The 14,053-nt window shown below is 66.8% G+C and carries 11 protein-coding genes and 3 pseudogenes; 9 read left to right on the top strand and 5 right to left on the bottom strand.

Annotation, left to right across the window (positions count from 1 at the left end; all coding sequences use genetic code 11):
• Window positions 1–210 precede the first annotated feature (210 nt).
• The 3 pseudogenes from OG507_RS39165 to OG507_RS40585 form a co-directional block, all read left to right on the top strand.
• Window positions 211–801: pseudogene (locus tag OG507_RS39165) on the top strand (IS256 family transposase); the annotation flags it as partial.
• Between the two features lie 70 nt (window positions 802–871).
• Window positions 872–1,306, top strand: a pseudogene (locus tag OG507_RS40590) (transposase); the annotation flags it as partial.
• A gap of 12 nt (window positions 1,307–1,318) precedes the next feature.
• Window positions 1,319–1,561: pseudogene (locus OG507_RS40585) on the top strand (transposase); the annotation flags it as partial.
• Between the two features lie 92 nt (window positions 1,562–1,653).
• On the opposite strand, the gene OG507_RS39155 reads toward OG507_RS40585, so the two are convergent.
• Entirely contained in the window at window positions 1,654–2,136 is a 483-nt protein-coding gene (locus tag OG507_RS39155) for a (2Fe-2S)-binding protein (protein WP_327365086.1), read from the bottom strand.
• A gap of 422 nt (window positions 2,137–2,558) precedes the next feature.
• Here OG507_RS39155 and OG507_RS39150 point away from each other — a divergent pair, with 422 nt between their 5' ends.
• Window positions 2,559–3,011, top strand: a complete 453-nt coding sequence (locus OG507_RS39150; protein WP_442810914.1) for an IS110 family transposase — start codon at window positions 2,559–2,561, stop codon at window positions 3,009–3,011.
• 150 nt (window positions 3,012–3,161) lie between these two features.
• On the opposite strand, the gene OG507_RS39140 is transcribed toward OG507_RS39150, so the two are convergent.
• The 4 genes from OG507_RS39140 to OG507_RS39125 all read right to left on the bottom strand — a co-directional run bounded on the left by OG507_RS39140 (window position 3,162) and on the right by OG507_RS39125 (window position 7,671).
• A complete protein-coding gene (locus OG507_RS39140; RefSeq protein ID WP_327365087.1) occupies window positions 3,162–4,103 on the bottom strand; it encodes an FAD binding domain-containing protein in 942 nt (313 codons plus the stop codon).
• A complete protein-coding gene (locus OG507_RS39135; RefSeq protein WP_327365088.1) occupies window positions 4,100–6,376 on the bottom strand; it encodes a xanthine dehydrogenase family protein molybdopterin-binding subunit in 2,277 nt (758 codons plus the stop codon). Before OG507_RS39135 ends, OG507_RS39140 begins: the two co-directional genes overlap by 4 nt.
• Window positions 6,377–6,695: 319 nt before the next feature.
• Window positions 6,696–7,025: a hypothetical protein gene (locus OG507_RS39130; protein WP_327365090.1), complete on the bottom strand. Its 330-nt coding sequence runs from the start codon at window positions 7,023–7,025 to the stop codon at window positions 6,696–6,698.
• Between the two features lie 28 nt (window positions 7,026–7,053).
• Complete coding sequence (locus OG507_RS39125; protein WP_327365091.1) at window positions 7,054–7,671, bottom strand: TetR/AcrR family transcriptional regulator; 618 nt, start codon at window positions 7,669–7,671, stop codon at window positions 7,054–7,056.
• Between the two features lie 84 nt (window positions 7,672–7,755).
• Between OG507_RS39125 and OG507_RS39120 the strand changes: the two genes are divergently transcribed.
• The 5 genes from OG507_RS39120 to OG507_RS39100 all read left to right on the top strand — a co-directional run bounded on the left by OG507_RS39120 (window position 7,756) and on the right by OG507_RS39100 (window position 13,711).
• Window positions 7,756–8,493 carry an SDR family oxidoreductase gene (locus OG507_RS39120; RefSeq protein WP_327365092.1) on the top strand — a complete coding sequence of 246 codons (738 nt, stop codon included), beginning with the start codon at window positions 7,756–7,758 and terminating at the stop codon, window positions 8,491–8,493.
• A gap of 243 nt (window positions 8,494–8,736) precedes the next feature.
• Window positions 8,737–9,786 (top strand): IS630 family transposase, encoded by a 1,050-nt coding sequence (locus OG507_RS39115; protein WP_327365093.1) that lies wholly within the window; start codon window positions 8,737–8,739, stop codon window positions 9,784–9,786.
• Between the two features lie 408 nt (window positions 9,787–10,194).
• Window positions 10,195–10,485 (top strand): transposase domain-containing protein, encoded by a 291-nt coding sequence (locus OG507_RS39110; RefSeq protein WP_442810915.1) that lies wholly within the window; start codon window positions 10,195–10,197, stop codon window positions 10,483–10,485.
• Window positions 10,486–10,532: 47 nt separating this feature from the next.
• Entirely contained in the window at window positions 10,533–11,315 is a 783-nt protein-coding gene (locus tag OG507_RS39105; RefSeq protein ID WP_327365094.1) for a transposase, read from the top strand.
• 602 nt (window positions 11,316–11,917) lie between these two features.
• Window positions 11,918–13,711 (top strand): reverse transcriptase domain-containing protein, encoded by a 1,794-nt coding sequence (locus tag OG507_RS39100; RefSeq protein ID WP_327365095.1) that lies wholly within the window; start codon window positions 11,918–11,920, stop codon window positions 13,709–13,711.
• The last annotated feature ends 342 nt before the right edge of the window (window positions 13,712–14,053 follow it).

Genomic DNA, 14,053 nt, shown 5'->3' with positions numbered 1-14,053 from the left:
TGTCCGGGGCTTATCGGGGCATCGGAACGTCCTCCTCGGAGAGCGTTCGCAACCACCAATAGAATTCAAGTGACAGACTGACGTTTCACCGAAGCTCCGTTGGTTCAGGGCGACTTGCGAGGTCAACCACCTCAACGGAGCTTCGGTCTTTCCGGGCACGGGCCTCTCATCAGCGGAAACGCGTACACGCAGGACTTTGCGGCAGCCCTGAAACACTGGCTTCGAGTACCTTCCGAGCTCAAGAACAGGGGCGTCGAAGACGTCCTCATGCTGGTCTGCGACGGGTTGAAGGGGCTGCCCGACGCAGTCGGCGAGGTCTGGCCGCGAACTGTGGTGCAAACGTGCGCGGTTCACCTGCTGCGGGCGTCATTTCGATACGCGGCCCGGCAGGACTGGGACAAGATCGCGAAGGCGCTCAAGCCCGTCTACACCGCGCCGACCGAGGACGCGGCCGCGACACGGTTCCTGGAATTCGCCGAGACCTGGGGCAAGAAGTACCCGGCGATCGTCCACCTCTGGGAGTCCAGCTGGCCCGAGTTCACGCCTTTCCTTCAGTTTGATGAAGAAATACGCCGCATTGTGTGCACGACCAACAGCATCGAAAGCGTCAACGCCCGCATCCGCAAGGCCGTTCGCTCCTGCGGGCACTTCCCCACAGAGCAGGCCGCCCTCAAATGTGTCTACATGGCCGTCATGAGCCTCGACCCGACCGGCGCCGGCCGCAAACGCTGGACCATGCGCTGGAAGGGCGCCATGAACGCCTTCGACCTGGCCTTCGACGGCCGTCTCACCGCAGGCCAACTCTGGCCACACCAAACCCAGTTACACCGCTCGCTTGGCTCTGTCTCACATCCGGTGGTGACGGACGGTGATGATGGCGACGGGTAGACCCACGAATCAAAAAGCTCGCAGGTCCAGTATGTTGGAGCGACCGTTGGTTGGAATAGCCAGCCTGCACAGAGACCTCCGATGCGAGCCTGGCGTGCCGACGCCGCGTCTCCCAGCGCAGCGCTCTTCGCTCGTGAAACATCGAGGTCAGAGCGTCAACCGCACTCTCTGCAACTGGCTGCCGTCGATGCTCACGATCTGTCACCACCGGATGTGTGACAGAGCCGCTCGCTTTACAGACCCGAGGTGTCCGGTGAAGATTTCCGTGCCCCGCGACTGGGACGGATCCTTCGAGCCGAAGATCGTCAAGAAGCGGCAGCGGCGTCTGCCCGGTGTCGACGAGATGGTCATCTCGCTCGCCGCAAAGGGCCTGACCACGGGTGAGGTCCAGGCCCACCTGGCCGAGGTGTATGGCACCGGCGTCTCCCGCCAGATCCGCAAGGTCATCTGCTCGACGAACGCGATCGAGAGTGTGAACGCCCGCATACGCAAGGCCGTCCGCGCCCGCGGGCATTTCCCTAACGAGGCCGCGGCCCTCAAGTGCGTCTACATGGCGCTGATGAGTCTCGACCCAACCGGCAAGGGTCGCAAGAGGTGGACCATACGCTGGAAGGCGCCTCTCGACGCGTTCCAGATCGCCTTCGAAGGCCGGCTCGCACCGGCCAACGACTGAACCTCAACAACCAAGATCAGCCGTCAAATTGACACACCCACTGGACGGACCAGCCACCTGCGAAGACCCTGGGGCTGGTGCGCCTACGGGGATCAGGACGTGCTTTTACGTTGCTCTCGCGCGGCGCGGGTGATCGCACGGCGGATCGGTTCGTAGCCGGTGCAACGGCAGACGTTGGAGCTGACGATGTCATTGATGCGTTTCTCGTCGTCGGCGATGCTCGGGTCGGCCTCCAGCTCGCCGGTGGCCACCATGAGGAAACCAGCGGTGCAGAAGCCGCACTGCAGCGCACGCTCGGCGGAGAACGCCTTCTGCAACGCGCTGGGTTCGCCGTCCGGGTCCGCCAGACCCTCTACCGTCCGGATCGCCTTGCCATCGCACTGCACGGCCAGCATGAGGCAGGCGCGGAGGGACTCACCGCCCACCAGCACGCTGCAGGCCCCACATACGCCGTGCTCGCAGCCCAGATGCGTTCCGGTTAGCCGGCAGTCGTCCCGCAGCACGTCGGCGAGGATGCGTCGTGGCTCTACGTCAAGCGCGTAGTCCTGACCATTGACGTTGAGGGTGATCTTCATCTGCTCTCTCCTTGAGGAAGTGTTAGGTAGCTGATCAACTTCGGGCGGTGATCTTCGTGGGAGCTGTCCGCGAAAATGACGTCCATGTGTGCCTGCACGTGCATGCCCGCCTACGAAACGTCGTTGACGGACGCTCATTGGGCTCTACGTTCTTGACCGAGCTGGTCCTCCCGTTCGTAATGTGGGGCCCAGGGGTGCTGTGGTACCACCACCCCTTGACCTCGTCGCGGATGGCGCGGGCGTGCTGGCCAGGCCTGATCCCCAGTATCCGGTGGGCTGCGGTCCTTTGCTTCTACCGCTTCGTCGCCCGGCGCCCCACGACGATTCGGCCGCCGATTAGGAAGCATGAGCAAGTCGCTGAGTAGAGCAATGCCGGCAAGGTCGTCTGTGGTGTGAGCAGAACGAATACGCACGTCAGGAGCATGAGCCGGATATGGGCGGGGATCGACAGCGGCAAGGGGCATCACCACGGCCCTGCCCTGGATGTGGACGGCGAGACGCTCCTGTCGCGGCGGGTCGCCAACGACGAGCTCGAGCTGCTGAAACTGATCAGCGATGTCCTCGACCTGGCCGATAGCCGTGAGGTCACCTGGGCCATCGACATGACCGGCGGAGAACCCGCGCTGCTGCTGGCCCTGCTGATCAACCATGGCCAAGTAGTCCTCTACATGCCCGGACGGCTGGTGAACCGCGCCTCTGACGGCTACCGCGGCGAGGGGAAGAAACACTTCCAGGCAGTACTCGCTCTCGCCCGCCGACGCGTCAACGTTCTGTGGGCCCTGATCCGTGACCGACGGTGCTACCAAGTCACACCCTTCTCGTGGACACCTGCGGGCTCGTCCTGCGAGCGGTGGTGCACTCGGCCTCGATCCTGACCGTGCTGGGGCCATACTGGTCCTCACCTGCATTCGAGCGCTGTTCCCGCAGGTCGGGATCGTGTGGCTCATGGCCGCGCGGCTCCCCGGGGAAGACATCAAGCCGCACGGCCCCAGCGAGCGAAGCCGCCCGACGCGTCACCGAAGACCTCAACCATCAGTGATGGACCAGTTACCTTTCTCAGCGTCGGTGCGCGACCTCTGGTCTGCTGCGGCCTGGCACAGCGTCCTGGCCACCACGGTCGCGATGGCGTGCCTGCGGTACTCGATGTCGGCGTAGGGCTCGGCGATCGGGGACGCATCCTGATCCGCCGCGATGCGGCCGGCTCGGGCGAAAGGATGGCCCTTGGGCAGCTTGTAGCCCGCCGGCACCTCACCGGCCTCCACGCCGGCCAGCACCTCCTCGGCGGCGCGCGCGCGCACAGGACGGTCGGCGCAGTTCACCAGTCCGATCCTGGCTCCCTCGATCATTCCGTCGCTGATATCCAGCGTCGCCCCAACCGCCACCTGAGCGAAGCAGAAGTGCGTGCGCCTGTGCTCGATGAACCCGACGCCCGTGTCGCCGCTGAGCAGTGGCCACCGCAAGGAGGTGATCACCTCGTGCGGTTGCCGGACCGTCCGGAAGGATCCTGTGAAGAAGTCGCAGGCGCCGACCTGACGGATGCCCCCCGGACCGGTCAGCTCGATATCGGTATCGAGAGCCACGGCGAGAGCGCACCATTCCGACGCCGGGTGGGCCCAGCCGAAACTGCCCGCCATAGTGCCGCGGTTACGGACGGGCGGATGCGCGATGTTGACAACGGCACGCGCGAACAGCTCTCCGAGCGGGCCCGGCACGGCCCGCGGGTTCTCGAAGACACGGTGCCGGACGAGAGGACCGACCCGCAGAACGCCGTCCTGCACTTCCATTCCGCCGAGTTCCGGAATTTGGTTGATGTCGACCACGACGTCGGGGCTGAGACGCTTCAGATGCATTTCCAGGAGCAAGCTCTGCCCGCCCGCGAGCACCTTGGCGTCCTTGGCGTTGCTCAGCGCGTCGACAGCTTCGTACACCGTCCGCGCCGTGAAGTAGTCGAAGACCGCGGGCTTCATTCGGGTTCCTCCGACTTCGGGGCTCGAGCCGCGCGCCAGACCACATCGGGAGTCAGCGGCATCTGCAACAGATCTGGATCGGCGACTTGAAGAGCATCGACGACCGCGTTGACGACCGCCGGCGGCGTTCCAATGCAACCGGACTCGCCGGCTCCCTTAGCTCCCAGCGGTGAGACCGGGCTCGGGGTGCACGTGTCCCTGATCTCGATCGGCGGGACTTCCTCAAATGTCGGCAGCAGGTAGTCCAGAAGACCGTTGTCCAGCATCGGGGCACCGGCGTCGTCATACGGGATCGCCTCGTACAGGGCTTGTCCGATTCCTTGCATGCATGATCCGAGGGCTTGACCGTGCACAGTGCCGGAGTCCAGCACTATCCCGCAATCGTCGACCGCTACCACCCGCAGCAGTGTCACCGTTCCGAGCTCGGTGTCGACCTCCGCCACCACGACATGCGTGCCGAAGGGGAAGGCCGCCTCGGTCTCGAACCTGTCGTCCACCTTCAAGGGCTCAGTCAGCTCGACCAGTTCGCCCAGCTCCAGGCACATGGAGTCGTCATCGGTGTGCTGCAGGCAGCCGTCGGACCACATCACGTGCTCCAATGGCACGTCCCATATCGCGGCGGCCCGCGCCAGGGCCGTGTCGATGACCTGTCGAGAGCAGTGCTGCAGCAACGCACCAGCCACCTGTGCTGTGCGGCTGGCGAACGACCCGAGACCGTCGGGCTGTTCGGCAGTGTCGCCCTCGATGAGACGGACACGTGTCTCGTCAATACCGAGGGTCCTCGCCACCAAGCCGGCTAGCACCGTCTCGTGGCTCTGGCCGCTAGACGCGGCACCACAACGGGCGGTGACGGTGCCGTCCTGGTGGACCTCGACACTGCCGCACTCGAAAAGGGTGCCCGGCTCGCCTCCGGAGCGCTCCACGTAGGACGACAGTCCGATCCCAATTGGCTTGGCGGCGGAGTCCTCACGCCGCCTGGCCTGCTCGGCTCGCCAATTGTCGTAATCCACGGTCTCCAGGGCCAGTTCGAGCGCTCTGGCATACTCACCGCTGTCGTACTTCCGGCCGGTGGGGGTCTGGTGCGGGAAGCTCTCAGGCGGGATGAAGTTCCGCCGCCTGAGCTCGGCGGAGTCCACCTTCAGCCTGCGGGCCAGCGTGTCCATCGACCGTTCTAGCGCCATCACCGCTTCTGGACGGCCGGCCCCCCGATAGGGATAGGTGATCATGGTGTTGGTCAGCACCGACCTGACCCTCGCGTGCACTTCGGGGATGGCGTACGGGCCAGGTGCCATGGAGGCGGTCTGCATGGGCAGCGCAACGCCGAGGTGCGGGTAGGCGCCGACATCAGCTTCCAGACTCAGCTCGTAGGCCAGCAAGCGTCCGTCGGAATCGGCGGCAAGACGGGCATACTGGTCCTGTCCCCGGCCACGCGTAGCGACGAACATGGATTCGAGCCGGTCCTCGATCCACCGGACAGGTCGTCCGAGGGTCATCGCCAGATGGGCGACCACGACGAACTCCGGCAGACATCCGCTCTTGGAACCGTATGCTCCTCCGGTGTCGGGAACGACCACCCGGATCTGATCTTCCGCCCAGCCCCACAGCGAGGCCAGTTCGCGGCGCAGGCGATATGGCATCTGGTGCCCGGAGTGAACGGTCAGCCCGTCCTCGTCCGGGATCACCAGGATGCCCCGGCACTCCATCGGTGTCGGCATCAACAAGCTCTGCCTGTACCGCCCCTCCACCACTACGGCCGCTTCGCGCCAGACCGAGTCCTGGATCGGCCGGCCCGTCTCGTCTTCCATGACGACATTGGTGGTGTGCCCCTCGAACAAGGGGATCGCGTCCGCCGCCACAGCGGCGGACGGCGTGACCATCGCGCGCAGCGGTTCGACCTCGAAGGTAACTCTCGCCGCCGCGTCTTCGGCCCGATAACGGTCCTCCGCCAGCACCACCGCGACCGCCTCCCCCGCATAACGCACCCGCTCGCGGACCAGCGGCGGCCACTCCCGGCCGTCGGCGCCGCGGTCCGAGGACTGGCCGAGTACGGGGTCCGGGACAGACGGCAGTTGCTGGAGCGTGGCCGCCGTATACGCGCCCAGCACACCCGGCCCCGAGGCGGCCTTGCTGGTGTCCACCGACCTGAGGGTCCCATGACCGACGGCGCTGCGAACGAATACCGCGTCCAGACAGCCGGGTACGTGGATGTCGGCGACGTAGCGGCCCCGGCCAGTCGTCAGCCGTTCGTCCTCCCTACGCGTCCACTGGTACACAATCGGACCTCCGCACTTGCTTCAGGGCGTGACGACGGTCTCGGTACCTCGGCCCTGGCCCTGGTGGGACGCCTGCCAACGCTGTCCAAGGAACCCTCACCTTCAAACGTAGAGGCGCGACTGCAACTCCGCACGCCACAGCGCGCCCGCGTGCTCTGTACAAACTCCCCAGAGCTGGAGGACGGCTTCGAGGATGTCGGCCTGATTTCGGAGAAAAAACATGAGTTGACCTGCGGAAACGCCTGTGAGCACGCCGAGATGGCGTGTCACTAGTGCAGCGCGTCGCAGGTCCTTTGCTGGTTGAGTGTGCGGGGTCTGGCTACGCGTGGTAGTCAGCGAGGTGGACGAGGGCGGCGGTATCGAAGGCTGCCGTCGGGCTGCCGGTGCGCAAGACCGCGTCGGTGTAGGCGTCGGTGGCGCTCAAGTACATGGCGAAGCCCCAGGCGTTGTCGTCGCCGAGGTATTCGATGCGGCACAGTGGGATACGCGCGTCCTCGCCCTCTTCCTCGACGATCGCCGTGAGGTAGCCGAACGAACCGCGCCACCGGGTGTCAACCTCGGCCAAGGCGGGCCAGCTTTGCAGCTGGAAGGCGTGGTGGTCGACGGTGTCGTCGACCTCTTCCTTCAGGCGTTTGGGGGGAACCGGCATGGTGATCACCCAAGCTCCCGGCTGGTGCTCACGTCACGTTGCCGCGCAGCAGCGCCGTCGCCGCGCGCGTGGCGCGTGTGGCGACATCCTCGGGGGAGAGGCGGGAGCAGGTCAGGAAGTCCTCCGTGTCCAGGGTGACGTAGCCGTGGGCTAGGACGAAGAGCTGTTCAAGTAGGAGCAGTGCTTGGGAAGGGTCGGCGTGGCCCGCCTGCCGGGCGAGGTCGAGCAGCAGCGCCATCAGGTCCCGGCCGGCCCGGGCCACGTCGGCGTCGCGCAGCGGCCTCAGCTCCCGGGCGAAGATCACGTCGAGGCCGGCGCCGCGGTCGGACACGTGGCGCACGTATGCCCCCGCGGTGGCCGCGAGCCGGTCGATCGGGTCGGGGCCGGCCGCCTGCACGGCGGCCTCCATGGACCGGGTGAGCTCGTCGGCGGCCTGTGCCGCGACGACGGCGAGCAGCGCGTCACGGTTGGGGAAGTGACGGTACGGGGCGGCCGTGCTCACCCCGAGCCTGCGGGCGAGTTCGGCGACGGAGAAGCCGGCCATCCCCGTCTCGGAGAGCAGCACGAAGCTCTCAGCGATCAGCGCCGAGCGGAGCTGCCCCCGGGCAGGGCGCTCACTCCCCGCCCCACTTGCTGCGTCAGTCACTCGGTCCACCTTCCTTGACTATAAGTAAGAGACCACTTACTTTAGAAGTGATAGCCCTCTTACTTCTAGCACTGGAGGCCGCGCATGACAGGGATCGACGGCAAGGTGGTGGCCATCACGGGCGCGGGCAGCGGGATCGGCGAGGCGAGCGCGCTGCTCCTCGCGTCGCGCGGCGCGAAGCTCGTCCTCGCAGCGCGTCGGAGCGACCGGCTGGAAGCGCTCGTCGCCCGCATCGAGGCCGATGGCGGCACGGCAGCCTGGACGACGACGGACGTGCGTCGCCGCGGAGACCTCGCGGACCTGGTGGCGTACGCCTGCGGGCGCTATGGCGCGCTCGACGTCCTCGTCAGCAACGCCGGGATCGGCCCCATCTCGCCGTTCGACGAGCTGCGCGTCGAGGACTGGGACCGGATGATCGACGTCAACTTCCGCGGCGTGCTGCACGGGATCGCGGCAGCGCTCCCTGTGTTCCGTAAGCAGGGCAGGGGGCAGTTCGTCAACGTCGTCTCGACCGCCGGGCTACGCATCGTGCCGAACCAGGCTGTCTACGCGGCGACGAAGAACGCAGTCCGCACCGTCTCCGAGGGACTGCGCCAGGAGGCCGGGCCCGACCTGCGGGTCACCATGGTCTCGCCCGGCTACGTCGCGACGGAGTTCGCCGACTCGGTCACCAGCCCCACCGTCAAGTCGCAGGCCCCGGCAGTCGACTTCTCCCTCTCCCTCTCCCCCGACGACATCGCCCGCGCTGTCGCCTTCGCGATCGAGCAGCCGTCGAACGTCGACGTCGGCGACATCGTCGTCCGCCCCACGGCACAGAGCTGACGCCTCACGGGCCTCTCTGGGCGAACTCGTCGACGCCCAGGTGCGTTTCCTCCGGAGGGACGGGCCTGACCGGGGATCTCCCGGCTTCGCCCGTCTGTCCGGCAGGGAGCGAAGCGTCAGGAGGCTGTCAGCGATTGATGATCGCCCCAGCTTCCGGCTGGTGCTTACTCCAAAGGAAACGCACCCTTCGTGGCCCATCCACCCGCACCGCCGTTGCCGCTTTCACGCAAGCAGGAACGCAAGATGCGCACGCTCGTGGCCGCTGCCGGGGCCGGGCAGGCGGTGGTGCGGCGCGCACGGATCGTACTGCTGGCCGCCGCGGGCCGGCCCACCACCGCCATTGCCGCCGAGCTCGGCTGCAGTGTGCCCACCGTGCGCACCTGGCGCGAACGCTTCCGCCGCCGTGGGGTGGCGGGCCTGTTCGATCGCCCGCGCAGCGGACGCCCCGAACAGCATGGTCCCAGCGCGCGCCTGGCCGTGGTGGCCACCGCTACCAGCGTGCCGCCCGAGGGAGCCACGCTATGGACCCGCGTCACAATCGCCGCCCACCTGGCCGAACGCGGCCTGGTGCTCTCGCCCTCCACGGTCGGCCGGGTCCTGGCCGAGGCGAAGGTGCGCCCGCACAGGGTCCGCGGCTGGCTCAACCGGGCCGACGACGACGCGTTCTGGTCTCAGGCCGGCGCGGTGTGCCATCTCTACCTGGACATCCCACCCGGCACGTTGCTGGTCAGCGTGGACGAGAAGACCGGCGTTCAGGCCAAATCCCGCCGCTACCCCACCCGGCGCACCCGCCCCGGACAGGCCGAGCGGCGGGAGTTCGAGTACCGCCGGCACGGCACCGTCTCCATTGTCGCCGCCATGGACGTGGCCACCGGCCAGGTCCTGGCCGAGCGCATCAAGCGCAACGACTCGGCCGCCTTCATCGCCTTCCTACGGCGATTGAACCGGCTGACCGACCCGGCCCTGCGCCTCCACCTGATCATGGACAACGGCTCCTCGCACACCTCCAGGGCCACCCGCGCCTGGCTCGCCGCCCACCCGCGAATCACCGTCACACACACGCCCAAGCACGCCAGTTGGCTGAACATGGTCGAGCAGTGGTTCGGCGTCCTGACCCGCCGCCTGCTCCGCCGCGGCGACTTCACCTCCCGCGAGGACCTCGAAGCCCAGATCACCGCTTTCACGATCCGGCACAACCGCACCGCCCGCCCCTACCAGTGGCGCTACGACGCCGACGCCGACCACGCCCGTCACCCCCAGACCGCCCCAGCGGAGTACACCAAGGCCGCATGATCCTCACCCACCGTCACCAAGGCGACCACCAGCAACCGGCAAAGGACCTGCGACGCGCTGCACTAGGCGGGGCATAGTGCCTGGTAAGCGGCCTGCGGTCAGATCGGTGATCCTCCTGGGCGGGGTGACGTTCAGGGCGGGGGTCTGCTGCAGGTTCGGGTGACAGGTTCGGTCACGCGGCCTGGAGGGCCGGTGGTGTCATGACGGTCTCGAATTCGACGGCGGTCAGGCGGCCGAGTGCGGCTTGTCTGCGACGGCGGTGGTAGGTCCGCGTGAAGTTTCCCCAAGGCCGGGTAGTTAGCGTTTTCGCAGGTCACGCAAGGGGTGTTGACGGGTTTTCGACGTGGAGCAACGGAGCTCGTTGGTACAGGCAGTCGTCCAAGACAGCTTGTCCCGCAAGGAGCTCCGTTGCCTGTTCATTGTGCCCCGTCGTCGGCGCTGACGACCATCACCCGTACGGTGATGGTGGCCGCGGGCCGGTTCGCTCCCGGTCACCTGGGGGAGCTGACACCGGTCATGCCATTCGAGCTGGTCGACGCGATCTTGTCCGAGACCGGGACCGTGCAGCGGCGGCTGCGTGATCTGCCCTCGCGGGTCGGCATCTATTTTTTCCTGGCGATGTGCCTGTTCCCCGAGATCGGCTACCGGCTGGTCTGGGACTGTGAGAATGGGGCCACCTCGTTCGGGACCGTGGTCTGATCCGGTCTGGGACTGACCATCGTGTCCGGAGCAGCGATGCACCGAGGTTGACAGACCATAGGGGCATCAAGCTGACCGCCGGTCTGGCGGGGATGCCGACGGTCGTCTGCCCGAGCACGAAAGCGCTACGTGATCTGCGCCGCAGGCTCGGCAGCGCGCCGGTGCGGGCGCTGTTCGAGGTGCTCGCCGGGCCGCTGGCCCAGCCGGCCACACCAGGGGTACGGTTCGGCCCGTACCGGACGGTGTCGTTCGACGGCTGCAGCTCGATCAAAGTGCCCGACAGCGAGCGCAACCGCGGCCGGCTGGGGCGGTGCGCGCACGGCGGCTATCCCCAGGTCGAACTGATGACGCTGGTCGAGACCGGCACCCGGGCCGTGATCGGAGCGGTCTTCGGCCCCACCCGGGAAGGCGAAACCTCGTACGCCACCAGGCTGTTGCACCATCTGGGACCCAAGATGCTGGTGCTGTGGGACCGGGGCTTCGACGGCAACGACTTCCTCGCCGCCGTGCACTCCACCGGCGCGCAGGTCCTGGGCCGCATCAACCAGCGCCGCCGCCCACCGGTCCTGAAGGCGCTCGCCGACTCCTCCTACCTCTCGGTCATCGGCGACGTCCAGGTACGCATCATCGAGGCCCGGGTAAGCGTCCGCTGCACGGACGGCAGCACCTTCGAGGGCGCCTACCGTCTGATGACCACGCTCCTGGACACACGCCGCTACCCCGCTCACCGCCTCGTGCACCTCTATCACGAACGCTGGGGTGCGACACGAAGTCGCACGAGTTTGAGTGAATTACCTGAAGGAGGCCGACAGTTGATGTCGACAGCGTAGTTCCGGGCCAGTGCTCAAGGCCCGTCCCCACTCCGACATGCGTCGCTGGCAACGGCGGGGTGTGAAGCTCGGAGGAGAAGCCCAGGGACTCTCGTTCCATCCGGGAGTTACAGGCAAGGGGAAGACGGGACGGGTGAACGCAAGTGAACCCCTGATGATGCTTCGTAATCGTGACCCCCGCCGATGGGTTGTTCCAGCGGAGTGCAGGACTGGCCGTTGAGAAGCGGCAGGCGCCGGCTGAATCCCCATCGTCAGCCGGGAGAGCATCGCCGCCCCGGAGTTCAGGGGGCACCCACCCCGGTCGTGTCTCACTCGTGCGGAACGTGGAAACCCCGTTGGGGTCCGGTGCCGAAAGGCGCCGGTCAGCCGACCGTAAGGAAGGTCCAACTCCCCAGCGGGAACAGGATGGCCCAAGAAGCGAACGCCGGTGGCCGAAAGGCAACGGGAAGCCGCGGCGGATGATCAGCACCTCCGCTGGTCGCCGCGGACAACCGGCCGGATACGGGCACTGCCCGGACCCGAAAGGGTGCTGACGTGGGCCAGGTGGGCCTGTGAGGAATCGATGACCATCAGCACCAAAACCGAAGGGCAAGTTGGACACCATGACGATACGAACAGTCGAGGCGCGAGCCGCTTCGGGTGCCGACGGCGTGGTGAACGGACCGGAGGGCGACTCCACTGATTGGCAGTCGATCGACTGGCAGCGCACGGAGGAGGAAGTACGGCGGCTGAGGCAGCGGATCTTCACGGCGTCACAGGCAGGGGACCTCAAAAGGGTCCGCAATCTCCAGAAATTGATGCTTCGCTCCCGTTCCAACACGCTGGTGAGCATGCGGCGGGTGACGGAGGTCAACGCTGGCCGCAAGACGGCAGGTGTCGATGGGCGGGTTGTCCTGCTGCCCCAGGGGAAGGCCGAGCTGGCCGACTGGATGCAGCACCGGGCGGCCCCCTGGAAGCCCCGGCCCGTCAGGCGGGTGTTCATCGACAACGCCGATGGCCGCCAGCGCGGCCTGGGCATCCCCGTGATCATCGACCGGTGTCTTCAAGCCGTGTCACTGAACGCGTTGGAGCCTGAGTGGGAGGCACGGTTCGAGCCGAGATCCTATGGATTTCGGCCCGGCCGAGGCTGCCACGACACGATCGGAGCGATCTTTCTGGCCGCCAAGGGCAAGGACCCGAAGCGGCAGTGGATTCTTGACGCGGACCTGGCAGCGGCGTTCGACCGGATCGACCATAATCGTCTACTGGCCGCCATCGGACAGTTCCCCGCCAGGGGACTGGTCGAGCAGTGGCTCAAGGCAGGAGTGATCGATCGCGGCTGCTTTGCCCCGACCGAGGAGGGGGTCCCGCAAGGCGGGATCATCTCCCCCGCGCTGATGAACGTGGCCTTGCACGGAATAAAAGAGGCCGCCGGAGTCCGCTACCGACCCACCGGTCCGCGTGCCGGTGAACTGGCAGTGGGCTCACCGGCCTTGATCAGGTACGCCGACGACCTGGTGGTGCTCTGTCACAGTCATGAGGAAGCCCAACAGGTCAAGGAACGGCTCGCCGTATGGCCGGCGCCCAGGGGGCTGGCCTTCAACGAGGACAAAACGCGCATCGCGCACCTCGACGAAGGCTGTGACTTCCTGGGGTTCACCGTCCGCCGCTTCAACGGCAAGCTGCTGATCAAGCCGAGCAAGACAGCCGTGCGACGAATCCGGGCACGGCTCACCGCCGAAGTGCTGGCCCTTCGGGGACAGAACGCGGCAGCGGTGATCACCAAGCTCAACCCGATCATCCGGGGTTGGGCTGCCTACTATCGGGGCGTGGTCTCCAGCAAGGTGTTCACCTCGCTGGACAACCACGTGTGGAAGCTGGTCTACAAGTGGGCCAGGCACACGCACCCGAACAAGCCGAGGGGCTGGGTGACAGCCCGGTACTTCGGCCGGTTCAACACCTCCAGGCAGGACCGGTGGGTATTCGGCGACCGGGAGACCGGCCGCTATCTCGCCAAGTTCGCCTGGACAAAGATCGTCAGGCATCAGCTGGTCATCAAAGGGGCGTCCGTGGACGACCCGGCGCTGACCGAGTACCGGGCCTCGCGGCGACGCAGGAACAAGCCCCCGCTGAGCCCGCCCTGGTTGCACCTGCTTCAGGGGCAGCACGGGCAGTGCCCTCTCTGCGGAAGCCTTCTCCTGCATGCCGACCGGGAGCCGCAAAGCCCCCAGGAATGGGAGCAGTGGCTACGGGCGACCCGGACGGCGGTGCGCGGCAACGCGCTCACCCTCATCCCGGACGCAGGTCAGCCGGACGATCGTGTCGCCTTCCGACTGATTCACGTCCACTGCCACCGCTGGCGCGGTAGCCGTGGACCGGCAAATCTGGCTGCCCGTGGGCCTTCAGGGCCTGCTTGAGCCGGATACGGTCAACGCCGCCCGTCCGGTTCTGAGGGGGGTACGGCGCAGCAATGCGCCGCACCTACCCGACAACACGAGAGCGCCTACTACGCCCTGCGCCACACCGTCCTGCACGGACGTGTCCTGCGCTCACACGACCCGGTCGGCGTCGAACAGGAAATGTGGGCCCTGCTCACCCTCTACCAGCTCCTGCGCCGCACCACGGTCGAGGCAGCGGAGTCCCAGCCGGGCACCGATCCCGACCGCTGCAACTTCACCATCGCCCTCCAAACCGCCCGCGACCTGCTGGTATGTGCGCAAGGAGTCTTCGAGCAGGGCATCGGAGAGATCGGCCGCCGA

Origin of the sequence: Streptomyces sp. NBC_01217 (assembly GCF_035994185.1) — a bacterium.
Classification (GTDB): domain Bacteria; phylum Actinomycetota; class Actinomycetes; order Streptomycetales; family Streptomycetaceae; genus Streptomyces.
The sequence above is the reverse complement of the archived record's forward strand: the minus strand, read 5'-3'. Positions and strand labels throughout refer to the sequence as shown.

Bases quoted from the DNA above. Each gene is read 5' to 3' on its own strand.
- OG507_RS39150 (WP_442810914.1), top strand. From the start codon at position 2,559: ATGAGCCGGATATGGGCGGGGATCGACAGCGGCAAGGGGCATCACCAC.
- OG507_RS39155 (WP_327365086.1), bottom strand. From the start codon at position 2,136: ATGAAGATCACCCTCAACGTCAATGGTCAGGACTACGCGCTTGACGTA.
- OG507_RS39120 (WP_327365092.1), top strand. From the start codon at position 7,756: ATGACAGGGATCGACGGCAAGGTGGTGGCCATCACGGGCGCGGGCAGC.
- OG507_RS39140 (WP_327365087.1), bottom strand. From the start codon at position 4,103: ATGAAGCCCGCGGTCTTCGACTACTTCACGGCGCGGACGGTGTACGAA.
- OG507_RS39130 (WP_327365090.1), bottom strand. From the start codon at position 7,025: ATGCCGGTTCCCCCCAAACGCCTGAAGGAAGAGGTCGACGACACCGTC.
- OG507_RS39115 (WP_327365093.1), top strand. From the start codon at position 8,737: ATGCGCACGCTCGTGGCCGCTGCCGGGGCCGGGCAGGCGGTGGTGCGG.
- OG507_RS39100 (WP_327365095.1), top strand. From the start codon at position 11,918: ATGACGATACGAACAGTCGAGGCGCGAGCCGCTTCGGGTGCCGACGGC.